At 45.9% G+C, this 25,482-nt stretch carries 21 protein-coding genes; all 21 read left to right on the forward strand.

The window, feature by feature from the left end; genetic code table 11:
* Positions 1–15: 15 nt before the first annotated feature.
* The 21 genes from flgG to fliI all read left to right on the forward strand — a co-directional run bounded on the left by flgG (position 16) and on the right by fliI (position 25,479).
* On the forward strand, positions 16–804 hold the full coding sequence (gene flgG / locus FIV04_RS04030) for a flagellar basal-body rod protein FlgG (RefSeq protein ID WP_032550127.1): 789 nt from the start codon (positions 16–18) through the stop codon (positions 802–804).
* A gap of 55 nt (positions 805–859) precedes the next feature.
* Complete coding sequence (flgH, locus tag FIV04_RS04035) at positions 860–1,636, forward strand: flagellar basal body L-ring protein FlgH (RefSeq protein ID WP_150871414.1); 777 nt, start codon at positions 860–862, stop codon at positions 1,634–1,636.
* A gap of 96 nt (positions 1,637–1,732) precedes the next feature.
* Entirely contained in the window at positions 1,733–2,824 is a 1,092-nt protein-coding gene (locus FIV04_RS04040; protein ID WP_032550129.1) for a flagellar basal body P-ring protein FlgI, read from the forward strand.
* A 10-nt stretch (positions 2,825–2,834) separates the two neighbouring features.
* Entirely contained in the window at positions 2,835–3,752 is a 918-nt protein-coding gene (gene flgJ, locus FIV04_RS04045) for a flagellar assembly peptidoglycan hydrolase FlgJ (protein ID WP_152468323.1), read from the forward strand.
* A gap of 187 nt (positions 3,753–3,939) precedes the next feature.
* Complete coding sequence (flgK, locus tag FIV04_RS04050; protein ID WP_152468324.1) at positions 3,940–5,820, forward strand: flagellar hook-associated protein FlgK; 1,881 nt, start codon at positions 3,940–3,942, stop codon at positions 5,818–5,820.
* Between the two features lie 12 nt (positions 5,821–5,832).
* A complete protein-coding gene (flgL, locus tag FIV04_RS04055) occupies positions 5,833–7,026 on the forward strand; it encodes a flagellar hook-associated protein FlgL (RefSeq protein ID WP_032550132.1) in 1,194 nt (397 codons plus the stop codon).
* 400 nt (positions 7,027–7,426) lie between these two features.
* On the forward strand, positions 7,427–8,566 hold the full coding sequence (locus tag FIV04_RS04060) for a flagellin (protein WP_032550133.1): 1,140 nt from the start codon (positions 7,427–7,429) through the stop codon (positions 8,564–8,566).
* 624 nt (positions 8,567–9,190) lie between these two features.
* Positions 9,191–10,324, forward strand: coding sequence for a flagellin (locus FIV04_RS04070; protein ID WP_150871420.1), 1,134 nt, complete (start codon positions 9,191–9,193; stop codon positions 10,322–10,324).
* Positions 10,325–11,145: 821 nt separating this feature from the next.
* Positions 11,146–12,276 (forward strand): flagellin, encoded by a 1,131-nt coding sequence (locus FIV04_RS04075; RefSeq protein ID WP_152468325.1) that lies wholly within the window; start codon positions 11,146–11,148, stop codon positions 12,274–12,276.
* A gap of 82 nt (positions 12,277–12,358) precedes the next feature.
* Positions 12,359–12,784 (forward strand): flagellar protein FlaG, encoded by a 426-nt coding sequence (gene flaG, locus FIV04_RS04080; protein WP_032549673.1) that lies wholly within the window; start codon positions 12,359–12,361, stop codon positions 12,782–12,784.
* Between the two features lie 22 nt (positions 12,785–12,806).
* The gene (fliD, locus tag FIV04_RS04085; RefSeq protein ID WP_152468326.1) at positions 12,807–14,834 is read left to right on the forward strand and encodes a flagellar filament capping protein FliD; all 2,028 of its coding nucleotides are present in this window, start codon (positions 12,807–12,809) and stop codon (positions 14,832–14,834) included.
* 3 nt (positions 14,835–14,837) lie between these two features.
* A complete protein-coding gene (locus FIV04_RS04090; RefSeq protein ID WP_150895517.1) occupies positions 14,838–15,143 on the forward strand; it encodes a flagellar protein FliT in 306 nt (101 codons plus the stop codon).
* 12 nt (positions 15,144–15,155) lie between these two features.
* A complete protein-coding gene (gene fliS, locus FIV04_RS04095) occupies positions 15,156–15,566 on the forward strand; it encodes a flagellar export chaperone FliS (protein ID WP_008218262.1) in 411 nt (136 codons plus the stop codon).
* Between the two features lie 229 nt (positions 15,567–15,795).
* Positions 15,796–17,262, forward strand: coding sequence for a sigma-54 dependent transcriptional regulator (locus FIV04_RS04100; protein ID WP_032549669.1), 1,467 nt, complete (start codon positions 15,796–15,798; stop codon positions 17,260–17,262).
* A gap of 157 nt (positions 17,263–17,419) precedes the next feature.
* On the forward strand, positions 17,420–18,463 hold the full coding sequence (locus FIV04_RS04105) for a PAS domain-containing sensor histidine kinase (RefSeq protein WP_152468327.1): 1,044 nt from the start codon (positions 17,420–17,422) through the stop codon (positions 18,461–18,463).
* 30 nt (positions 18,464–18,493) lie between these two features.
* Positions 18,494–19,903: a sigma-54 dependent transcriptional regulator gene (locus FIV04_RS04110; RefSeq protein ID WP_152468328.1), complete on the forward strand. Its 1,410-nt coding sequence runs from the start codon at positions 18,494–18,496 to the stop codon at positions 19,901–19,903.
* A 146-nt stretch (positions 19,904–20,049) separates the two neighbouring features.
* Entirely contained in the window at positions 20,050–20,361 is a 312-nt protein-coding gene (gene fliE / locus FIV04_RS04115; RefSeq protein WP_032549664.1) for a flagellar hook-basal body complex protein FliE, read from the forward strand.
* 16 nt (positions 20,362–20,377) lie between these two features.
* Positions 20,378–22,120, forward strand: coding sequence for a flagellar basal-body MS-ring/collar protein FliF (gene fliF, locus FIV04_RS04120; RefSeq protein WP_152468329.1), 1,743 nt, complete (start codon positions 20,378–20,380; stop codon positions 22,118–22,120).
* Entirely contained in the window at positions 22,113–23,171 is a 1,059-nt protein-coding gene (gene fliG / locus FIV04_RS04125; protein WP_032549661.1) for a flagellar motor switch protein FliG, read from the forward strand. Before fliF ends, fliG begins: the two co-directional genes overlap by 8 nt.
* A 188-nt stretch (positions 23,172–23,359) precedes the next feature.
* Positions 23,360–24,160, forward strand: coding sequence for a flagellar assembly protein FliH (gene fliH / locus FIV04_RS04130; RefSeq protein ID WP_152468330.1), 801 nt, complete (start codon positions 23,360–23,362; stop codon positions 24,158–24,160).
* Positions 24,160–25,479, forward strand: coding sequence for a flagellar protein export ATPase FliI (fliI, locus tag FIV04_RS04135; RefSeq protein ID WP_150871439.1), 1,320 nt, complete (start codon positions 24,160–24,162; stop codon positions 25,477–25,479). Before fliH ends, fliI begins: the two co-directional genes overlap by 1 nt.
* The last annotated feature ends 3 nt before the right edge of the window (positions 25,480–25,482 follow it).

Here is a 25,482-nt window from a genome sequence, read left to right on the forward strand (position 1 = left end):
TTAAAGGAAATTACTATGCATCCAGCATTATGGGTAAGTAAAACTGGTTTAGACGCCCAACAAACCAATATCTCAACAATTTCGAACAACCTTGCCAACGCATCAACGGTTGGCTTCAAAAAGAGCCGTGCCGTATTTGAAGATTTGTTCTATCAAAATATCAATCAACCGGGTGGTCAATCGTCTCAAAACACTGAATTGCCAAGTGGTTTGATGTTGGGTGCCGGTTCTAAAGTGGTAGCAACGCAAAAAGTGCACACTCACGGTAACGCACAAACGACAACCAACAGCCTAGACATGATGATTGAAGGTGATGGTTTCTTCCAAGTTGAAATGCCAGATGGTGAGACAGGTTACAGCCGCAATGGTCAGTTTACATTGAATGGCGACGGCGCAATCGTAACTTCGGGTCAGGGTTACCCGCTGCAACCAGAAATTGTTATTCCTGAAGATGCAATTTCGATTACTGTCGGTAACGATGGTGAAGTTTCAGTACGTATTCGTGGTGAGCAAAACAACGTTGTCGTTGGTCAGATTACGATCACTGATTTTGTAAACCCTGGTGGTCTTGAGCCAGTTGGTCAAAACCTTTACTTACCAACGGGCGCAAGTGGTGACCCGCAAGAGGGTGTACCGGGTTTTGACGGCCTAGGTAACATTCGTCAATCAATGTTGGAAACCTCTAACGTAAATGTAACCGAAGAGCTGGTAAACATGATTGAAGCTCAGCGTGTATACGAAATGAACTCAAAAGTTATCTCGTCAGTAGACAAGATGATGAGCTTTGTTAACCAACAACTTTAATCGTTAGATTAAGTAACGTGTAATTGTCCCTACTGCTGACTAAGAGAGTATCACCATGAAACGTATTTTTTGTTTAGCCCTGTTAGCTTCGATGACCGGTTGTACCATGTTGGATCCTATCGAAACGCCAGAACAAGAAAACGCCACGACCGTGGTCGATGCGGTAGAGGGTGATAAGTCGAGTGATGAGAGCTCTGGTATCGTGGACACACTGCGTGGTCGTACTGACCCAGTCGCGGGCGACCCTGCTTGGGCCCCAATTCACCCTAAGCAAAAACCAGAACACTACGCAGCAGCGACCGGTTCTCTATTTAACGTTAACCATATTGGCAGCATGTACGATGACTCTAAGCCACGCGGTATCGGAGATATCATCACAGTGGCACTTGATGAGAACACGCGTGCGACCAAAAAAGCCAACGCAGACATGTCTAAGTCGAATGACTCTTCAATGGAGCCATTGGCTGTAGGTGGACAAGAGCTGACTATTGATAAATACAACTTCTCTTACGATTTAAGCAACACCAACACCTTTGCTGGTGACGCATCGGCTAACCAAAGTAACAGCATCAGCGGCTACATTACGGTGGAAGTGATTGAAGTGTTGGCTAACGGCAACTTAGTGGTACGTGGTGAGAAATGGATGACGCTAAACACCGGCGATGAGTACATCCGTTTAAGCGGCACTATTCGCCCGGACGATATTGGCTTTGATAACACTATCGCTTCGAACCGTGTTTCTAATGCTCGAATTCAATATTCTGGTACTGGTGTGCAGCAAGATATGCAAGAGCCTGGATTCTTGGCACGATTTTTTAATGTAGCTCTATAGCGATAATGACAGTGCCGATTGTTTGACCATTAACAAGCGGCATTGGATTTAGAAGAAACTTAATATAAATCAGAGCAATAGAGACAGGTTACTCCCATGAAAAAGCTAGCACTTGTACTTTTCGGCATGTTATTTCTTGCCACCACTGCTCATGCCGCTCGTATCAAAGACGTGGCAAAAGTTGCAGGTGTTCGTAGTAACCAGTTGGTTGGCTATGGTTTGGTTACGGGTTTGCCGGGTACTGGCGAAACAACACCCTTTACAGATCAAACATTTAACGCGATGCTGCAAAATTTTGGCATCCAATTGCCACCCGGCACTAAGCCAAAAACGAAAAATGTGGCAGCGGTAATCGTTACTGCCGAGCTTCCTGCTTTCTCTAAGCAAGGTCAAACCGTTGACGTTACTGTTTCTTCTATCGGCTCAGCAAAAAGCCTACGTGGCGGTACGCTACTGCAAACTTTCCTGAAAGGTCTTGATGGGCAAGTGTATGCCGTTGCGCAAGGTAACCTAGTCGTGAGCGGTTTCAGTGCTCAAGGTAACGATGGTTCTAAGATTGTCGGCAACAACCCGAACGTCGGTATCATTTCAAGTGGTGCGACAGTTGAACAAGAAATTCCAACTCCGTTTGGTCGTGGCGACTACATTACTTTTAACCTAATTGAATCTGATTTCACCACTGCTCAGCGTATGGCAGATGCGGTAAACAACTTCCTTGGGCCACAGATGGCATCCGCTGTAGACGCGACCTCAGTTCGAGTTCGTGCGCCGCGTGAGATTAGCCAACGTGTAGCTTTCCTATCTGCGATTGAAAATGTTGAGTTCGACCCTGCAGAAGGTTCAGCAAAAATCATTGTTAACTCTCGTACAGGTACCATTGTTGTCGGTAAGCATGTACGCCTACGCTCTGCAGCTGTGACTCACGGTGGTATGACGGTAGCGATTAAAGAGAATTTAAACGTTAGTCAGCCAAATGGTTTCTCTGGTGGACAAACGGTTGTTGTTCCAGACTCAGACATCGAAGTCACGGAAGGTGACGGTAAGATGTTTAAGTTTGAACCTGGCCTGACTCTGGACGATCTTGTAAGAGCGGTCAACGAAGTGGGTGCGGCTCCTTCTGACTTAATGGCAATCCTTCAAGCACTGAAACAAGCGGGTGCGATTGAAGGTCAGTTGATCATTATCTAAGGAGTGGGTCATGATTAAGAACAACAACGACATCGGTTTTATTCACGACATCGGCAGTCTTGATCGACTTCGTCAGCAAGCGGTCAATGGTGAAGAGGGCAGTGAGCAAGAAGCACTTAAAGCAGCAGCAAAACAGTTTGAATCTATTTTTACCTCTATGCTGTTTAAGTCGATGCGTGATGCAAACTCTAGCTTCAAGTCAGACATGCTCAACAGCCAGAATGAACAATTTTATCGTCAGATGCTTGATGATCAGATGTCGAGTGAGTTAAGTGCATCGGGTTCGCTAGGTTTGGCGGATATGATTGTCGCTCAGCTTAGTGCAGGACAAGGCACAGACCAACAAGAATCGAAAGTACGCCAAGAAGGGTTTGACCCAGCGCTTGAGCGTCCTAAGTACTCTAAGAAAGTTGATAGAACAGAACGTCCAGAGAGTGCGGCAAAAGTGGCGGCACAACCTGTTTCGTTCGACTCGCCAGAATCTTTCGTCACTTCAATGAGTCCGTATGCTGAAAAAGCAGCGCGTGCTCTGGGTGTCGACTCTTCACTGCTTCTTGCTCAAGCCGCTCTAGAAACAGGTTGGGGCTCTAAGATGGTGAAAAACTCTTTGGGTAACAGTAATAACCTATTCAACATCAAGGCTGACAGAAGCTGGAAAGGCGATAAGGTAGCGACTCAAACCCTAGAGTTCCACGGAAAAACAGCGGTGAAAGAGCAAGCTTCATTCCGTTCATACGCTAACTTTGAAGAGAGCTTTAACGACTACGTGAAATTCCTAAATGAGAATCCACGTTACCAAACAGCGCTTCAACATCAAGGCAGCTCAGAAAACTTTATCAAAGGCATTCATAGCGCAGGATACGCAACTGACCCTAACTACGCCGACAAAGTATTGAGAGTTAAAGCTAAGATCGACCAGATGAACTAGATTCACAAAGAGCTCGCCAATTGGTGGGCTCTTCTTTTATGTGTTTCTCTTTTCCTTTCTATTACTCCCCATTTTATCATCCGACTTTCTTCTTTTAGCTGCTGATAATTAGCTTGGCACGTAAATTGCTTTTTAGACGTAAGGTTAATCAGTTTTTGCTGATTTTATTAGGTTTTTTGGGGGCATTATGGCGTCAGATCTGTTGAATGTAGGTACACAAAGTGTGCTTACTGCTCAAAGACAGTTAAACACCACAGGTCATAACATTTCTAACGCGAATACAGAGGGTTATAGCCGACAATCTGTAATTCAAGGTGTTAATGATCCGCGCCAATATGGTGGCCAAACCTATGGCATGGGCGTGCATGTGGAAAATGTTCGCCGCTCTTGGGATCAGTTTGCCGTTAATGAGTTAAACCTGTCGACAACTAATGCCGCTAATAAGAATGACACCCAAAGTAACATCGATATGCTCTCGGGTATGTTGTCGTCTACAGCCTCTAAAAAAATTCCAGAGAACATGAACGAGTGGTTCGACTCGATCAAAACCCTGTCTGATACACCGAATGATATCGGTGCTCGTAAAGTAGTTCTCGAGAAGGCGGGGATCATTTCTCAGACTCTTAATGAATTCCACGAAACGATTCGTCAGCAGTCGGATGTTGCCAACAAAAAATTGGACATGGGTATCGAGCGTGTTAACCAACTCGCAATCGAGATTCGTGATGTTCAGCGCCTGATGATGCGTACTCCAGGTCCACATAATGACCTGCGCGACCAGCATGAAAAGCTGATCAATGAGCTGTCTGGATACACCAAAGTAACGGTAACACCACGCTCAAATGCAGAAGGTTTCAACGTCCATATTGGTAACGGTCATACCTTAGTTTCAGGTAGTGAGGCGAGCCAGTTGAAGTTGGTTGATGGTTTGCCTGATGCCCATCAACGACGCTTAGCGATTGTTGAAGGCAAGGCGATAAAGCCGATTACTAGCGCAGATATCGACGGCAAAATTGGTTCGATGTTGGATATGCGTGACGAACACATTCCAGAGGTGATGGACGAGTTAGGCCGTATGGCTACAGCGCTCTCTTATCATGTCAACGAACTACAAAGCCAAGGTCTAGACCTTAACGGTAATGTTGGTCGCAATTTATTTACCGATGTGAACTCAGAGTTGGTGGCGAAATCGCGCGTAGTGACGAGCGGCAATTCGCAAGCCGATGTGGCGGTGTTTATTGATAACACCAATGCGCTTAAAGGCGGAGAGTACGGATTAAAGTACGACGGCAGTGACTATGTGGTCACTAAGCCGAGCGGTGAAACCGTTAAAGTTACCACTGACTCGAGTGGCAGTGCTTTCTATCTAGATGGTATGCGTGTTGAGATCCGCAATCCACCTGAATTAGGTGAAAAGGTTCTACTGCGACCAACGCGCAGTTTTGCCGCCCAGATGCAAATCGAAAGCAATGATCCTAAAGATATTGCGGCACAGAGCTATGAAGCCTCGACAACCTTTGCCCAAGGTGATGCGGAATTTAAGATCCTTGCCGCAGGACAGCTGCGTGAATTTGAGGTGATTGTCTCGCCACGTGGTGAACAATTTGCTGTGACGGACACCAAAGGCAATGTATTGATGCAGCCACAGCCGTATCCACCATCTGGTCCAGTGACCGTAATGGGGACGACTTTTGAACTGACATCTGGTGCCATCGCCAACGATAAGTTTACCGCTAACCTTGTACCCTCAGAAGGTGACAACGGCAACCTGCGGAAAATGCAGGACATTCAGACTAACAAGTCGTTGGATGAAGGTGAATCGACTCTGCTTGATACTTATCACAACCTGAATACCAATACAGGTTTGAAGGCGTCGACCGCTAATCGTCTTAGTGAGATTGCGACGTTAGAAAAGCAGTCAGCACAAGAACGAATTGCTTCTATATCTGGGGTGAATCTAGATGAAGAAGCGGCAAACATGATGAAGTTTCAGCAAGCCTACATGGCATCGTCGCGTATTATGCAGGCGGCAAATGAAACCTTCGATACCATCTTGGCCCTAAGGTAATAGGAGGAAACCATGTTAACTCGCATCTCCAGTTTCCATAATTACCAGTCGGTTCAAAACGATCTGCGTCGTCAAGAGAACAAGGTGCATCATAACCAAGCGCAATTGGCGTCGGGTAAAAAATTACAGTCGCCTAGTGATGATCCACTAGCGACTCACTACTTGCAGAATATCGGGCAACAGTCTGAACAGCTTAAGCAGTATGTAGATGCCATTACTTTGGTGAGAAACCGCTTGGAGCACCACGAAGTGCTGATCTCTAACTCTGAAGGCTTTGCTGATGAAGCGAAACGTACAGTGATGGAGATGATCAACGGTGCGTTGTCTCCTGAAGACCGCTTGGCAAAACAGCGTGAGCTGCAAGAGATTGCCAATAACTTCCTATACATGGCGAACTCGCAAGATGAGTCGGGTAACTACACCTTTGCTGGAACTAAGCTGAAGAATCAGCCCTTCTTTCGCGACAATGAAGGTAACGTGATTTACGGCGGTGATGATTATCAACGCAAGATGCGCGTGGCCAGTAGTTTTGAAATGCCAATGAACGATCCGGGCAGCAAGCTGTTCATGGAGATCGACAATCCATTTGGTGACTACAAACCTACGTATGAGCTGCAATCGGCATCTGAACTGCTTCTAGAGCGTGCGACAAACAGTGAGTTTCAGGATCCTGCGACCTACAAAGTCACTTTCGTTGATATGCAGAACGGTAAGTACGCCTATCAACTAGAGAAAGATGGCAGTGTTGTCGCGGCAAAAGATTTTGATCCAACCGAAGGGATTAAATACGAAGGCCTACACATTGAGCTGCGCGGTCAAATCACTAAGGGTGATTCGATTGTGCTAGAGCCAAGAGAAAGCTTTTCGATATTTGATACCTTTCGTGATGCTGCAGCATTAGCAGAGTCGTCAGTTTCTGACTCATCTGCGACTGCACAGCTGCATCAGGCAACAGAAGAGTTTCACGCTGCTTTTATCCATTTAACTAAGGCTCGTACAGATGTTGGTGCGCGTTTGAACACACTGGATATTCAAGAACAGCAACATGAGGACTTCAAGTTGTCACTGGCGAAAGCCAAAAGTAACTTTGAAGACTTGGACTATTCAAAGGCGATCATTGAGTTCAATGAGAACTCTCGTGCACTGCAGGCTTCTCAACAAGCCTTTGGTAAAACGAAAGATTTGACCCTGTTTAATTACATCTAACGTTTAGTCGTATGAATTGAGCTCTGCTTTATGCCTTATGTGCAATGCCGTAAGTGCGAGAGGGTTCTAAAAATTGCCGCTTTCTTACTCGTTTTGAAATGTAAGCAATGTAAGCGGCAAAAAGCGGCAACACACAGGTTAGAGAGATTACATAACAATAATCTATAGGTTAAGTAGACGATTAGGTTGTTTTTAAGTGATTGTTTTTGAATGAAATAAATTTATTTTTCGTCAATTTAAAAATTGGCACACAACTTGTATCTATGTAAGTCAGAAATGATTTATACAGGTCTTAAACCCTAACTTAGGGTTTAGCAAGTAATATACGGTCAGTGCTTATCCATATGAGAGTAAAGCTGGCCGCTTCGCAGAAAGCTTGCGAACTCATAAGGAGAGCAAAATGGCAGTTAATGTAAGTACTAACGTTTCCGCAATGACAGCGCAGCGTTATTTGAATAAAGCGTCTAATGACCTCGCAACTTCAATGGAGCGTTTGTCATCAGGCCATAAGATCAACAGCGCGAAAGATGATGCAGCAGGTCTGCAGATCTCTAACCGCCTAACGGCACAGTCGCGTGGTCTTGATGTGGCAATGCGAAATGCTAATGACGGTATCTCGATTGCTCAAACGGCTGAAGGTGCAATGAATGAGTCTACTAACGTTCTACAACGTATGCGTGACTTGGCAATCCAATCTTCAAACGGTACTAACACGGCTGCTGAACGTACAGCACTGAATGAAGAGTCTATGGCTCTTCAAGATGAGCTTAACCGTATTGCTGAAACAACTTCATTTGGTGGTCGTCGACTACTGAACGGTTCGTTCGGAGAGGCCTCTTTCCAGATCGGTTCTAACTCTGGTGAAGCGATGATCATGGCGTTGACCAGCATCCGTGCTGATGACTTCCGCATGGGTGGTACGACGTTTGACTCAGAGAACGGTAAAGACAAGAACTGGGAAGTACCAGCAGATGCTCGTGACCTTAAGCTTGAATTCGTGACCAAGTCTGGTGAAGAAGTAAAGCTTGAGCTGATGACCAAATCAGGTGATGACATCGAAGAGCTAGCGACATACATCAATGGTCAGTCTGACTTGATCAACGCGTCGGTAACCGATGACGGTCGTCTACAAGTTTTCGTTGCTGAACCAGACCTACAACAAGGTTCTATGTCTATCTCTGGTGGCTTGGCTTCTGAACTAGGCCTTAAGAGTGAAGGTCGTCAAACGACGGTACAAGACATCGACCTAATGACGGTTGCAGGCTCACAGAATGCAATCAGCATCATCGATTCAGCTCTGACTTATGTTGATTCACAGCGTTCTGATCTGGGTGCGAAGCAAAACCGTCTAAGCCACAGTATTAACAACTTGGCGAACGTACAAGAAAACGTAGATGCGTCTAACAGCCGCATCAAAGATACCGATTTTGCGAAAGAGACAACGCAAATGACGAAATCTCAAATTCTGCAACAAGCAGGTACTTCAATACTTGCTCAAGCAAAACAGTTGCCTAACTCTGCAATGTCACTATTGCAATAGTTATTGGTTGACCTTGCTGTTCGTGTCCAGACGTGGGCCATACAGCAAGGAAAACTGGCAAGCATACTTACTATTGAGTGTTTAGCTCTCTCATCTCTCACCTGCTTTACATTTTTACGGTAAGGATGCAACGGTAAGTCAGAATGTGTTCATTTCTCGATGATCTCCACACAGGCTCTGGCCACCACCTAGCCCCAGTTCTCTCAAAGGAAAAGGGGCTTTTTCCTTTCTAGCGCTCCTGTTTTTCTCCTTTTAGCTTTCCCGCTTTTTAACATACTTCACTCATTTTCTTTCTGAATCCTGACCCTGCCAAAATTTTCTCTGGTTAAAAATTGCACGATCATTAAACGTCTCTTTTCTTAAATTTTCCCAAAATCCACCGTTGAAGTGCCCAATAGTTGAACTCTTCTAATTTTCAAATGTGAACTTTAGATCTTTGTAGAATAAAAAAATCTTATTTATCCATTTGTTTTTATTGAGTTTATTAAATTATTTGGTTTTTTTTGAAGTTTTTTCTAAAGCTATACAAATTCGCGCCGTTATTAAAAGTAACTTTGAGAGAACTACTTGGTTTTCCGAGACGTCGGAAACCGCAACACCGGAAAATCAATTGGAGAAATCACCATGGCAGTGAATGTAAATACCAACGTTTCAGCGATGACTGCGCAACGTTACCTAAACAACGCAAACAGCGCTCAACAGACTTCTATGGAGCGTCTAGCTTCTGGCTCTAAAATCAACAGCGCAAAAGATGACGCTGCGGGCCTACAAATCTCTAACCGTTTGAACGTACAAAGCCGCGGCCTAGACGTAGCAGTACGTAACGCGAACGACGGTATCTCGATTGCACAAACTGCTGAAGGTGCAATGAACGAGACAACAAACATCCTGCAACGTATGCGTGACCTTTCTCTACAATCTGCAAACGGTTCAAACTCTAAGTCTGAGCGTGTAGCGATTCAAGAAGAAGTAACAGCACTAAACGACGAACTTAACCGTATCGCAGAAACTACCTCTTTTGGTGGTAACAAGCTTCTGAACGGTACACACGGCACTAAGTCTTTCCAAATCGGTGCAGACAACGGTGAAGCCGTAATGCTTGAGCTGAAAGACATGCGTTCAGACAACGCTCAAATGGGTGGTAAGAGCTACCAAACTGAAAGCGCTAAAGACAAAAACTGGAACGTACAAGCAGGCTCTAACGACCTAAAAATGACGTTCACAGATAACTTTGGTCAAGCTCAAGAAATCGACATCAATGCAAAAGCAGGCGACGACATCGAAGAGCTAGCAACTTACATCAACGGTCAACAAGACTCTGTAAAAGCGTCTGTAACTGAAGATGGCAAGCTACAAATGTTCGCAGGTAACAATAAAGTAGACGGCAACGTAGACTTCTCTGGTGGTCTTGCAGGTGAGCTTGGCATTCAAGGTGGTAAAGAAGTAACGGTTGATACTATTGACGTAACGTCGGTAGGTGGCGCACAAGAATCTGTTGCTATCATCGATGCTGCACTGAAGTACGTAGATAGCCACCGTGCAGAGCTGGGTGCATTCCAGAACCGCTTCGACCACGCTATCAATAACTTAGATAACATCAACGAAAACGTGAATGCATCTAAGAGCCGTATTAAAGACACAGACTTCGCAAAAGAAACGACGCAAATGACTAAGTCGCAAATTCTTTCTCAAGCGTCTAGCTCGATTCTTGCTCAAGCGAAGCAAGCACCGAACTCAGCACTTAGCCTTCTAGGTTAATCGAATAAAAGTGGCATTGCGTTTGTCAGTGCCCCTTCCACAAATTAGCTCGTGGTGAGAGATGAGCGCTAAACAAACCCAGCTTCGGCTGGGTTTTCGCGTTTTTGGTGTTTGGTAAAGTGTTTTGGGATACCTGATTGTGTCGTTGGTGGCGAGAGAGATTCCCTATCTCGCTCGTTCCTCGCGGTAGGGAATGACGATAAATAGGCAACTTGTAACTAACTCTAAATGTCCTAAATAGTCATCCCAGAGCCGAGTAGAGCGAGGTATCAGGGGGCTTTCTATTGGAAGAAAGCAAGGTATGTAAGGTTATCACTTTACGCGTTTATTAATGGCTCTTGTCATAAATGAGTTAGCCCCAAGCCGTCATCCCAGAGCCGAGTAGAACGAGGCATCAGGGATCTCAGTCTTGATCAGGTACAGATAAAGGAGTCCACTGTCACTTGTAAAGGAAGCGTTCTATTTCTTTGATAAAAGGTGATGACCACCACCTCAATATCAAACGCAGTTAAATATCGACGCTTTACAGCAAATTAATAAGTAACCATGTGCTTATAAATCCATCAATAGTTGAAACTTTAGCGAATATCGCCCGATTAATTGAACTACGATCACACTTTCTCTTGTTATTGAAAATAAAACCAAAAAAATCGATTTTTTTGTTAAAGCTTCTAATCAAAGCGCCGTTAAAGGGATTGAGAGAAATGAGATGTGCCAATGTGAGGTGAGAGACGCAGCGGTACATCAGACAATATTGATGTGTGCTTTATGTGAGGTGAGAGTCACTGGCGTGCATCAGAAATGCCTAAAGGAGATCAACTATGGCAATTAATGTAAACACTAACGTGTCTGCAATGACGGCTCAGCGCTACCTAAATGGCGCGGCTGAAGGTACTCAAAAATCAATGGAGCGTTTGTCTTCTGGCTATAAAATCAATAGCGCAAAAGACGATGCTGCAGGCCTACAAATCTCGAACCGCTTAACGTCTCAAAGCCGCGGCCTAGACATGGCTGTGAAGAATGCGAACGACGGTATTTCTATTGCACAAACGGCTGAAGGTGCAATGAATGAGTCTACAAACATTCTGCAACGTATGCGTGACCTTTCTCTACAATCTGCAAACGGTTCAAACAGCAAAGCTGAACGTGTTGCAATCCAAGAAGAAGTAACAGCGCTTAACGACGAGCTAAACCGTATCGCTGAAACAACATCTTTCGGTGGTAACAAGCTTCTAAACGGTACTTACGGTAGCCAATCTTTCCAAATCGGTGCGGATTCTGGTGAAGCTGTAATGCTATCTATGGGTAACATGCGTACTGACACTCAAGACATGGGTGGTAAGAGCTACACAGTTGAAGAAGGTAAGGACTCTTCTTGGACAGTAGCGGCAGGTTCTGACCTAACGATGAAGTACAAAGACAAGTTTGGTGAAGAGAAAGAAGTAAATATCTCTGCAAAAGCGGGTAACGATATTGAAGAACTTGCGACTTACATTAACGGTCAAAGTGAAGACGTTAAAGCTTCTGTCGGTGAAGGCGGCAAACTACAACTGTTCGCTTCAAGCCAAAAAGTACAAGGTGATGTTGAGTTTGGCGGTAGCCTATCTGGCGAGCTAGGTCTTGGCGACGGTAAAGAAGTAACTGTTAACGATATCGACGTAACTTCTGTAGCGGGCGCTAACGAAGCTGTATCTATCATTGATGGTGCGCTTAAGTCTGTAGACAGCCAACGTGCTTCTCTGGGTGCTTTCCAAAACCGTTTTGATCACGCAATCAGCAACTTAGATAACATCAACGAAAACGTTAATGCATCTAAGAGCCGTATCAAAGATACTGATTACGCGAAAGAAACGACAGCTATGACGAAGTCTCAAATCCTACAACAGGCGAGTACTTCAATCCTAGCTCAAGCGAAGCAATCGCCATCAGCAGCTCTAAGCTTATTGGGCTAAGCTTACTTAGTAGGCGGCAATAGAGGTCTACCTTGGTAGGGCTCTAATGCCATGGCTCATTTAAGGTCGGAAGGAGAGTGTCATGGAAATATCATCCAGCGCATCGAACGTCCAGCCTTATGGCTCACCTAATGGCATTAAATTTGCATTCGATGAAGGTAGCAGTGCGCCGAGTGTTTCTAAACCACTAGAAGTTGCACCCAAAGATAAGGTAGAGAAATCGCAAGAGGATGCTACTGAAGCGGCGATTCAATTAGCTCAAGATAGACAAGAGCTGAATAAAGAAGAGCGCGTTAAAATGGTAGAGAAGATGAATGAGTTTATCTCTTCTATCAACAAGGGTGTCGCCTTTAAAGTGGATGAAGAGTCAGGTAGAGATGTGGTGACGATATACGAAGCCACAACAGGTGATATTATTCGCCAAATACCAGATGAAGAAATGCTTGAGATTTTAAGGCGCCTAGCGGCCCAAACCTCAAATAGCGGGCTATTGGAGGCGAAGGTTTAAGTCGTATTATTGAGGTGATTTGATGAGTTTAGGCCCACTTGGGATGTCGTCTGGCATGGATATCAACTCCATGGTCAGCAAAATTGTAGATGCGGAGCGTGTGCCTAAGCAGCAACGTATCGACAATGAAAGAACGCGAATCGATTCCAGCATTAGTGCCTATGGAAGACTCAGAGAATCGCTTGATTCGATGAAGAACTTAATGACGAACTTTCGTCAGGAAAAAGCTTTCGCTGTGAGAACAGTTGAAAGTACCGATGACGGAGTTGTGTCTGCAACCGCTACTACGGATGCAATTGCAGGCAAATATGCCATCGATGTGTTGCAGCTTGCCCAAAGCCATAAAGTGGCTTCTGATGTTCTATCGGAAGACATGAAATTTGGCCCAGGTAAGCTGCAGGTTTCGCTTGGTGAGAAGAGCTTTGATGTACAAGTCGGTGAGCGCTCGAAACTTATCGACGTTGTACGAGGTATCAATGGCGCAAGTAATAACCCAGGTGTTCGTGCCTCGGTCATCAACGACGTTGAGGGTCCTCGCCTTATCGTCGCGTCAAACCTATCTGGTGTGGAGCAACAGATCAGCATTAATGTTGACGCTCAGTCGGATAATCCCCTCAAAAAACTTGAATACAAAACTCTTGAAGAGCGCGTAAAAGCCTTAGAATCGGCACGTCTCGCTGCTCAAGAGATCCTTTCAGAGCCTGCTCCAGGGCAAGAAACTGCCCCTATCGAAGCGGCAACTGAAACACCACAAGAGTTAGATGCTGATGGCAACCCTGTGCCACAAGAGGCGTCTGATTCTGAAAACCTACCGCTTGATTCAGAACTCGCTCAAGATCCAAGCAGTCAAACTTTTGGAGAGGCAGCCGCTGCAGCTGGCCAAGCAGCGTTAGATGCAGCGAAGGCATCGGCTTCTGTTATGCCAGAAGACAATATCCCTGGTTGGACAGAAACTGCATCAGGCACCTTACTTGACTCCTATTACACGCCTGAGTTGGAACTGGATGAGAAAGCGATAGAGAAGGCGCCAGATGTTCCAGGTTGGACCAACGCAGCGTCGGGTACACTGACGGACTCTTACGTGACACCGAAAGAAGCCCAGCAAAAGCTTGAGGCTGAGCAAGCTCGTATCGAAGAGAAAACCGCTGAAGAGAAGGCAGCGCTAGCAGAACGTGTTGCCAAGGGCGAGATTACTGAACAACAAGCTAAAGAGATTGAGCGTTCAAAACTGCCTCAAGAAGAGCGAGAGCACCTAGAAAAAATCGATAAAGCTCAAGCGGATCTAGAGAAAGCGCAGCAATCTTTTGATACCTATAGTGGCATGACTGAGGTTCAAGCGGGCCAAGACTCCATGGTTGTATTGGATGGCGTGGCTCAGCTTTCAAGTAACAACAATGTGATTGAAGATGCAATTGAGGGTATCGACATCACAGTAAAAGGCAAAACACCGAAAGATAAAGCTCCTGCAGAGATTGGTGTTGAGTATGACCGTGGTAGTGTGCGTCAGGATATTGAAGCCTTTGTTGCGTCATACAATCAGTTCTACCAAGTGTCACAGAGCCTATCGGGTGTCGATCCGACCACTGGTCAAAAAGGACCATTGGCAGGTGATAGCACAGTGAGAAACGCAGACTCACGTTTGAAAAGTGTGTTCTCAACCAGCATTAAAGATGCGCCGCCGGATATCAGTTCCCTAACTGAGTTTGGTATCACCACAACTCGTCAAGGTACCCTCGAAATCAACTACGACATGTTGGACCGCCAATTGAACAACAACTTCGATAAGTTGGGTGATTTTTTTGGTGGTAACAATGGTTTTGCCAAAAAGGTGGAAGACGCCATTCAAGGCATTACAGGTGTAACAGGCTCAATTCGAACACGTGAACGAAGCTTGGTTGAACAGAACTATCGTTTGGTCGATGACCAAGCGGCACTTGATCGCCGCATGGAAGGGTTGGAAAGTCGCACCCACGCTCGTTTTACTGCGATGCAAGAAGCGACCGGCAAAATGCAGTCCCAGTTGGGCAGTATGATGAATGCGTTGGGCTAATAGATGATGAACGAACTTCAGAAGCTTTGTGAACTAGATCAACAAATTATGGCTAAGTTCGAAATAAGTGAAATTAATACTGAAGAAATAATGACGCTTGTCGATAACAGAGAACAGTTGTTGCAAAACGTGCTTCATTTATTGGATTCACACCCCGACGTTAAGCAAAGCTCGGAATGGTACAATGCCATTACGAGAACAAGAAAATTGGTTGAATTGATGCAAACGGAAACGACACGAGTCGGCAAAGACTTGAAGAAGTACCGCCACGGAAACAAATCAGTTCAACAGTATAAAAAGTTTTTATAGAAGAGGTTTACTATGCGCGGTTCTTTACAGGCATATAAAAAGGTATCAGTGGATAGTCAGCTTACTGCTGCCTCACCCCATAAAATTGTTCAAATGTTGATGGCAGGTGCTATCGAACGTCTTATTCAAGGTAAGGCGGCGATGCAAGCAGGGAATATTCCTGTTAAGGGTGAGCGTCTGGGTAAAGCGTTAGACATCATTATTAGCCTTCGTAGCTGTCTATCAATGGACGATGGTGGTGATATCGCTAAAAACCTAGATCAACTTTATGAGTTTATGATCACTCAAATTTCTGCGGCGAATCACAAAAATGACCCTCAACCTATTGATGATGTGATTGATATCATCCGCGAGATTAAGAGCGCTTGGGACCAGATCCCGAATGAATATCACAATTTAACCTCTGCTGAAGTGGGTATTTAGAGAAAATTCAAAGTTCTAACCGATCTCACATGAGTTAATTGGTTGGTTGCCTTATTTTTTTAATCAAATAAAATAGAAGCCATTAGATAGCCTAATGGCTTTTTTTCGTTGCTGATTTTCATAATTTGTCTATCGTTAATCTTATCAATGATACTTTTTTCTGTTTTATAGATTACGTTGCTTAATGTTTTCCGCATCACACCAATAATAAAGGCAATACATCCTACTTATGCAAGGTTTGTCAAAACTGCTTGTCGTAGACGATAATGCTCAAGAGCGTCACAATTTAAGCACAATATTAGAGTTTGTAGGAGAGGGCTGCGAAGTTGTCAGCTCTGAACAAGCACACAAGGTCGACTGGTCTCAACAGTGGGCGGGGTGCATTATTGGCTCTATTAAGGGCAACGGCTTCACATCTTTACTCAATGAACAGCTTATCAACGCTAACCATATCCCCTTGTTAGTGATGGGCAAGCACAACTATTCTGTGGATGAGTTAACCAACTATGTTGGCGAGCTAGAACTGCCACTCAATTACCCGCAACTTAGTGATGCATTAAGGCATTGCAAAGACTTCTTAGGCCGCAAAGGCGTTAATGTCGTCTCATCAGCACGCAAAAATACTCTGTTTCGCAGCCTAGTCGGTCAAAGCTCTGGTATTCAGGAGGTACGTCACCTCATCGAGCAAGTCTCTTCTACCGAAGCAAACGTGTTGATCTTAGGTGAGTCGGGTACGGGTAAAGAGGTTGTAGCACGTAACATTCATTACCATTCAAAACGCCGTGGTGGACCTTTCGTTCCTGTGAACTGTGGTGCTATCCCACCAGACTTGTTGGAGAGTGAGCTTTTTGGTCACGAAAAAGGGGCATTTACCGGTGCGATTACCGCGCGTAAAGGCCGCTTTGAACTGGCGGAAGGTGGAACCTTATTCCTGGATGAAGTTGGCGATATGCCAATGGCGATGCAGGTAAAACTGCTACGCGTATTGCAAGAACGTTGTTTTGAACGCGTAGGCGGCAACGCAACGCTGCAAGCTAATGTACGTGTCATTGCAGCAACACACCGCAATCTTGAGAGCATGATCGATGATGAAGCGTTCCGCGAGGACCTTTACTACCGATTGAATGTGTTCCCAATCGAGATGCCTGCACTGCAAGAGCGTAAAGAAGATATACCGCTGTTGCTACAAGAGCTGATGACGCGTATGGAAGCGGAAGGCAGCATGCCGATCTGCTTTACGCCGCGTGCTGTTAATTCTTTGATGGAACATGATTGGCCAGGCAACGTTCGCGAGTTGGCGAATCTAGTTGAACGTATGGTTATTCTGTATCCAAACAGCTTGGTTGATGTGAACCATCTGCCAACTAAGTATCGCTATAGTGATATCCCTGAGTTCCAACCAGAGTTCAATAGCTTTGTGTCGGAAGAAGAGCAAGAGCGCGACGCATTAGCGGATCTATTCTCTGAAGACTTCAGTTTTGATCAACAAGATGATCTCAATGATAACGCCAATGCCCCTCAAGAGCTGCCACCAGAAGGCGTAAACTTAAAAGAGTTACTCGCTGATTTGGAAGTGAATATGATCAATCAAGCTTTGGAAGCTCAAGGCGGTGTGGTTGCTCGTGCGGCAGACATGTTGGGTATGCGACGTACAACCCTTGTTGAGAAAATGCGCAAATACAATTTGCAGCGATAAATCCTACTGAATACGGTAGCTCGTGGAGAACCCTGATCTACCTTTTAATCAGAGATAGCCGAGTTGTTGACGGCTTAACTATGTGATAAATATAGCGAATAGCCTGATGTGTGTGGTGCATGTCAGGCTATTCTAGTATTTGAGGCCAATTTTTTATATGCACGCATCTGACCAACCAGAAAACCAATCACACTTAGACTCTGTTGAGCAGCAAGTTGAGCGATACAAGCAAGTACTCGATGTGATGCCTGCTGGCGTTATCTTGTTGGATACTCAGGGTGAAGTTAGAGAAGCTAACCCTGAAGCCCACCGCATATTAGGTGTCGAGCTGGTGGGAGAGAAGTGGTTCTCTGTGATCCAGAGTGCATTTGATCCCAAAGACGATGATGGCCACGAAATCTCACTGAAAAATGGACGTAAAGTTCGTTTGGCGATCTCAGCATCAGCCACTGGTCAGCTGATCTTGATTACCGATCTGACAGAAACTCGACTGCTTCAATCGCGTGTGAGTGATCTTCAAAGACTCTCTTCACTAGGAAGAATGGTTGCCTCTTTGGCGCACCAAGTTCGTACACCATTGTCCAGTGCGATGCTCTATGCTTCTAATTTAGCTGCGCCAAATTTGCCACCTGCCACAAAAACGCGCTTTCAAACTAAGCTTATGGATAGACTGCATGACCTTGAGAAGCAGGTTAATGATATGCTGTTGTTCGCTAAAGGTGGTGATAACAAAGTGGTGAAGCCATTTACGGTGTCAGAATTGGTCGCTGAATATCAGCCAATGGTAGAGACGGCACTCAAGACCAACAACATCGATTATTTCCAAGAAGTCGAAGGTGAAGAGACGCAAATGTTTGGTAATGCCAATGCCATTGCTTCTGCTTTAAGTAACTTAGTTCTCAATGCCGTCCAGATTGCGGGTAAAGAGTCGCAAATCGATGTGTTTTTCCGACCGGTGAACGGCGAGCTTAAGATCTCGGTTCAAGACAGTGGCCCTGGTGTACCGAAAGAGCTGCAAGGAAAGATCATGGAGCCGTTTTTCACTACGCGCTCTCAAGGCACAGGTCTTGGTTTGGCTGTGGTACAGATGGTGTGCCGCGCTCATGAAGGGCGATTAGAATTAATATCAGAAGAGGGCGATGGCGCATGCTTTACGATGTGCTTGCCACTAGAACGCGCCTCTACTGCTGAAAGTATTTAAGTTTTAACTGAATTTACACTGGAGAATCACATGGCTCAAAGCAAAGTGTTAATCGTAGAAGATGATGAAGGTCTACGTGAAGCCTTGGTCGATACGCTCGCGCTCGCTGGCTACGAATGGCTAGAAGCGGACTGCGCGGAAGGTGCTCTGGTCAAGTTAAAGTCTAACTCCGTTGATATCGTCGTATCCGATGTCCAGATGGCGGGCATGGGCGGATTAGCCCTATTAAGAAATATCAAACAGAACTGGCCGAATCTGCCAGTGCTATTGATGACAGCTTACGCCAACATTGAAGATGCCGTTGCCGCGATGAAAGAAGGCGCGATTGATTACATGGCTAAGCCATTCGCACCAGAAGTCCTTCTGAATATGGTGAGCCGCTACGCACCGGTCAAGTCTGATGACAACGGCGATGCTGTGGTTGCCGATGAGAAGAGCCTTAAGCTATTAATGTTGGCTGACAAGGTTGCTAAAACCGATGCCAATGTGATGGTTCTAGGTCCAAGTGGTTCGGGTAAAGAGGTGATGTCGCGCTATATCCATAACGCTTCTAACCGTAAAGATGGTCCATTCGTTGCGATTAACTGTGCTGCGATTCCTGACAATATGCTTGAAGCAACCTTGTTTGGCTATGAAAAAGGTGCCTTCACTGGTGCGATTCAAGCATGTCCGGGTAAGTTTGAACAGGCACAGGGTGGTACAATTTTGCTGGATGAGATCAGTGAGATGGATCTTAATCTTCAGGCGAAACTTTTACGTGTATTGCAGGAGCGTGAGGTAGAGCGCCTTGGTAGCCGTAAGAGCATTAAGCTTGACGTACGTGTGTTGGCAACCAGTAACCGTGATTTAAAACAGTATGTCTCGGAAGGTAATTTCCGTGAAGACTTGTATTACCGACTCAATGTATTCCCAATCTCTTGGCCACCACTGTGTGAACGCAAGGGAGATATTGAGCCACTAGCTAAGCATCTAATTGAACGTCACTGCACCAAGCTAGGGATGCCTGTACCAACGATTTCGGCTGATGCAATAGGCAAGCTGGTGAGCTATCCATGGCCGGGAAACGTACGAGAATTAGACAATGTTGTACAGCGTGCGCTAATATTGAGCGAACAAGCTAACATCTCCGGAGAGCATATTTTGCTTGAAGGTGTAGATTGGCAAGATGCCAGTGGCCTACAGCAAATTGTTGAAGGTAACGATGTCGCAACGCCAGATGTTAAACCAATCGCCGAAGCCAACCCTGTTACTAAAGTCTCCTCCGCAGGCGAAGGATTGGGCAACGAACTGCGTGATCAAGAGTACGCTATTATTCTCGAGACGCTGATCGCTTGTAATGGTCGTCGTAAAGATATGGCCGAGAAATTGGGCATCAGCCCGCGTACTCTACGCTATAAATTGGCGAAAATGCGTGATGCTGGGATAGATATCCCAAACTAAGATACGATTAATCCTGCATTGAATGTGGACATAGAGTACGATATTTAATCACTCTGCCACTGTCTTTTTATAGACAGTGGCACATTAATTGCTCGATCAATAGTACAGCAACAAAGAAAGTCATAATTTTGACTCTGAGGTAGTAAATGAGAATAGATGGTTTACAAGGCGAGATGCAGGCAATGATGGTCGAAGCTGCAAACACGCGTCCGGCGGCGACTGGACAAACGGTTGGTGCAGATTTCGGCAATATGTTGACGCAAGCCATCAATAACGTGAACTCGTTACAGAAAACCTCAGGAGATCTTCAAACGCGTTTTGATAGCGGTGATGAGAGTGTCTCTCTCTCCGACGTAATGATTGCTCGAAATAAATCTAGTGTGGCTTTTGAAGCGACGATTCAGATCAGGAACAAACTGGTTGAGTCGTACAAAGAGCTGATGAATATGCCGGTATAGTGTTAGGTAGTAGATAGTGGCAGAAAATAGTCAAACAACAGATTTAGCCGTTAGTGATGCGAATGACCATGCACTCGTTGCAGGGGCAGACGTAGATAACGAAGGGCAAAATCCCGATCTAGGTGAGCGCAGTTCATCGAAGTTCGACATGGCAGTAGGTGATCTTGATCTCCTGCGTCAGGTTGTACTTGTTCTTTCGATCTCTATATGTGTCGCATTAATCGTGATGCTGTTTTTCTGGGTGAAAGAGCCAGAAATGCGTCCGCTAGGCGCGTATGAGACTGAAGAACTGATCCCAGTGCTTGATTACCTTGATCAGCAAAAAATCGAATACTCATTAGAAGGCAATACTATTTCGGTTCCGGCCAGCGAATATAACTCACTGAAGCTGGATATGGTGCGTGCCGGTCTGAATCAAGAGAAAAACGCAGGTGACGATATCCTAATGCAGGATATGGGCTTTGGCGTATCTCAACGTCTTGAACAAGAGCGTTTAAAGTTAAGCCGTGAGCGTCAACTAGCGAAAGCGATCGAACAGATGAAACAGGTGCGCAAGGCACAAGTTTTGTTGGCGCTACCAAAACAGAGTGTGTTTGTTCGTCACAATCAAGAAGCATCAGCTTCCGTATTTTTGACGCTTAAAACGGGGACCAATCTCAAGCAACAAGAAGTAGATTCTGTTGTGGACATGGTTGCTAGTGCTGTCCCTGGAATGAAAACGTCACGAATTACCGTGACCGACCAACATGGTCGTCTACTAAGCTCTGGTTCTCAAGACCCAGCTTCAGCGGCTCGCCGTAAAGAGCATGAATTAGAGCGTAATCAAGAGCAGGCACTTCGTGAAAAGATTGACTCTGTATTGATTCCAATTCTTGGTTTTGGTAACTACACCGCACAAGTAGACATTCAACTTGATTTCAGTGCTGTCGAGCAGACTCGTAAGCGTTTTGACCCAAATACTCCTGCAACGCGCAGCGAGTACACGCTAGAAGATTACAACAACGGTAACACCGTGGCAGGTGTACCGGGTGCGTTGAGTAACCAACCGCCGGCGGATGCATCGATTCCACAAGATGTGGCACAAATGAAAGATGGCTCGCTAATGGGGCAAGGCTCGGTTCATAAAGAAGCAACACGCAACTTTGAACTTGATACTACCATCAGCCATGAACGTAAGCAGAGCGGCACGGTTAATCGTCAAACGGTTTCAGTCGCGATTAAAAACCGTCAGTCTGTGAACCCAGATACCGGTGAAGTAGTTCACACACCACTGAGTGAAACTGAGATTAATGCGATCAGACAAGTTCTGATTGGTACGGTTGGTTTTGATGAAGGCCGTGGTGATTTGTTGAATGTATTGAGCGTTCAATTTGCACCGCAAGTGACTGATGTGTTGCCAGATGTGCCTATTTGGGAACACCCGAACTTCAACGATTGGGTTCGTTGGTTTGCAAGTGCACTCGTCATCATTGTTGTCGTTCTTGTACTGGTTCGCCCAGCTATGAAGAAACTGCTTAACCCAGCTGAAGACACTGATGAACAAGCATACGGTCCTGATGGACTGCCGATTGGTGCCGATGGCGAGACTAGCCTGATTGGCAGCGATATTGAAGGTGGGGAACTGTTCGAGTTTGGCTCAAGCATTGACTTACCAAACCTTCATAAAGATGAAGATGTGTTGAAAGCAGTACGTGCTCTGGTAGCAAATGAACCAGAGCTAGCGGCTCAAGTAGTTAAGAATTGGATGGCAGATGGCTAACGAAATTGTTCCACAAGGTGAAGGTGGAGAAGTAGCAGAAGTTGCGAACGTCGATATCGCATCAATTTCTGGTGACGAACGCGCAGCGATCTTGTTGTTAAGTCTTAACGAAGAAGATGCTGCGGGTATTATTCGACACCTTGAACCAAAACAGGTTCAGCGTGTGGGTAGTGCGATGGCGCGTGCAGCTGACCTTTCTCAAGAGAAAGTAGGCGCAGTGCACCGTGCCTTCCTAGACGATATTCAGAAGTACACTAATATCGGTATGGGTAGCGAAGACTTTATGCGTAATGCGCTGGTGGCTGCTCTGGGTGAAGATAAAGCAAATAACCTTGTTGATCAGATCCTTCTGGGTACCGGTTCGAAAGGTCTGGATTCATTGAAGTGGATGGATCCTCGTCAGGTTGCGAGCATCATCATCAATGAGCACCCGCAGATCCAAACTATCGTACTCTCGTACCTAGAGGCGGATCAGTCGGCAGAGATCTTGTCGCAGTTCCCTGAGCGTGTTCGCTTAGATCTGATGATGCGTATTGCGAACCTTGAAGAAGTTCAACCGTCAGCACTGGCTGAGCTGAACGAAATCATGGAGAAACAGTTTGCGGGTCAAGCTGGTGCTCAAGCGGCTAAGATTGGCGGCCTGAAAGCAGCGGCAGAGATCATGAACTACATGGACAACAACGTCGAGGGCGTGTTGATGGATCAAATCCGCGACCAAGACGAAGACATGGCAACTCAGATTCAAGATCTTATGTTCGTATTCGAGAACCTTATCGAAGTCGACGACCAAGGTGTTCAGAAGTTGCTGCGTGATGTACCACAAGATGTTCTTCAGAAAGCACTTAAAGGTGCAGATGAAGGTCTGCGTGAGAAGATCTTCAAGAACATGTCTAAACGTGCTGCCGATATGATGAGAGACGATATCGAGGCGATGCCGCCAGTGAAAGTATCGGATGTTGAAGCTGCTCAGAAAGAGATCTTGGGCATTGCGAGGAAAATGGCCGACAGTGGTGAGATTATGCTGTCTGGTGGTGCCGACGAGTTCCTATAAGTTAGAAACGACTAAGCCCCACACTGATGGGGCTTTTCTTTATCGATTTCATTGTTATTTTTCGTTTACATAAACGGTGTGCTAGAACGGCTTGTTCTTGCTCGCTTCTCAACTTCCCATTGCGTTCTAAACTCTATGGATTGAAGTATGGTTATGTAGACTCTTGGTCTATTTGATAGGTATTTATTATGTCAGGTGATAGAAAGCGCGGCTTTTTCCGTCCCGATGAGGACAACACGGTAGCGGAACCTCAAAAGTGGGGGCTGCCTGATTATACGTCTGATACGCACCAACAAGCGAAAGAGACGGCTTTCAACTACGACCCAAGCTGGATGCCAACCGTAGAAGAAGCGATTGAAGACGAAGAGTTGGTGCTGACCGAAGAGCAGATCGAGCTAATCAAGCAAGGAGCCTATCAAGAGGGGCTGCATCAAGGTCAAGAAGCGGGCTTCAAGCAAGGCTATGAAAAAGGCAAAGAAGAAGGCTTTGCTGCAGGTCATGCGGAAGGTACCGAAGCGGGTAAGCTTGAAGGTGTGACTGCTGGGCAAGAGTATATTCAGCAGCAAGTCGCAATTTTTATGGGACTCGCCAACCAATTTGCTCAACCTTTAGAGCTGATGAATGCTCAGGTTGAAAAACAGCTCGTCGATATGGTGCTGACCATGGTTAAAGAGGTGGTGCATGTTGAAGTACAGACCAACCCTCAGATCATTCTTGATACCGTGAAAGAGTCGGTCGAGTCTCTACCTATCTCAGGTCATGCGATCACGCTTAAGCTGCACCCTGAAGATGTCACCATCATTCGTTCAGCCTATGGTGAAACAGAATTGGATTGCCGTAACTGGACGCTAGCATCAGAACCTGCGTTGAATCGCGGTGATGTACAGATCGAAGCGGGTGAATCGAGCGTGAACTACCGAATGGAAGATCGTGTGCGTCAGGTTATTCAAAATTTTTGTGGCGTGAATCGTCATCAAGGTAACGAATAGTGTTAGCGCTTGCAGAACGCCTTGGCCAATACAAGGTAGAAGGTCTTAAATCTCGTCCTATCGCCTCGGGCAAACTTGTCCGTGTGGTTGGGCTTACCTTAGAAGCGACAGGGTGTAAGGCGCCGATCGGCAGTCTTTGTCTAGTCGAAACTATGTCCGGACATATGGAAGCTGAGGTAGTCGGCTTTTCTGGAGACAATCTTTTCTTAATGCCGAGCGAGCAAATCACAGGCATCCTGCCCGGTGCTCGCGTTACACCAATGACCAGTGAGAGTGGTATTCCAGTTGGTATGGAACTGCTTGGTCGCGTGATTGACGGTGTGGGTAACCCATTAGATGGGTTAGGCCCGCTCTATACCGAAAACCGCGCCTCATTCAATGCCGAGCCAATTAACCCATTGGCACGTAAGCCTATCTCAGAGCCTTTGGATGTTGGCCTAAAAGCGATTAACGGCCTTCTTACCGTAGGCAAAGGTCAACGTATTGGCCTGTTTGCAGGTTCTGGTGTTGGTAAATCGGTGACACTTGGAATGATGACTCGAGGTACAACCGCTCAAGTGGTGGTCGTGGGTCTGATTGGTGAGCGTGGACGAGAAGTTAAAGAATTTATTGAAGAGATCCTGGGTGAGGATGGCCGTAAGCGTTCGGTTGTCGTAGCCGCTCCTGCCGATGCGTCACCTTTGATGCGACTTAAGGGCTGTCAAACGGCGCTTACAGTGGCGGAGTACTTCCGTGACCAAGGCCTTGATGTTCTGTTGTTGATGGATTCACTGACCCGTTTTGCGCAAGCTCAGCGTGAGATTGCGCTTTCTGTGGGGGAGCCGCCAGCCACCAAAGGTTATCCGCCATCGGTGTTTGCTAAATTGCCTGCGTTGGTTGAACGCGCTGGTAATGGCAGTGACGAGCAAGGCTCAATAACCGCATTCTTCACGGTTTTGACCGAAGGTGATGATCTCCAAGATCCGATTGCCGATGCGTCGCGTGCGATTCTGGATGGTCACGTTGTATTGTCGCGTGAAATGGCTGATGCCGGTCACTATCCTGCGATTGATGTAGAGAAGTCGGTGAGTCGTGTTATGCCACAAATCACGTCAGAAGAGCATGTTCTGATGTCGAAAGCGGTAAGACAGGTACTGTCGATTTGTCGCAAGAACCAAGATTTGGTCTCTATCGGTGCCTACAAGCCGGGGACGGATCCTGCGATTGATAGTGCGTTTACGCTTAAGCCGAAACTTGATGAGTATCTGCAGCAGAAAATGAAAGAGACGGTACCTTACGATATGTGTGTCAATATGTTGAAACACGTGTTGGGAGGTTAGCTT

Origin of the sequence: Vibrio sp. THAF190c, from assembly GCF_009363355.1 — a bacterium.
In the GTDB taxonomy this organism is placed as follows: Bacteria; Pseudomonadota; Gammaproteobacteria; order Enterobacterales; family Vibrionaceae; genus Vibrio; species Vibrio fortis_A.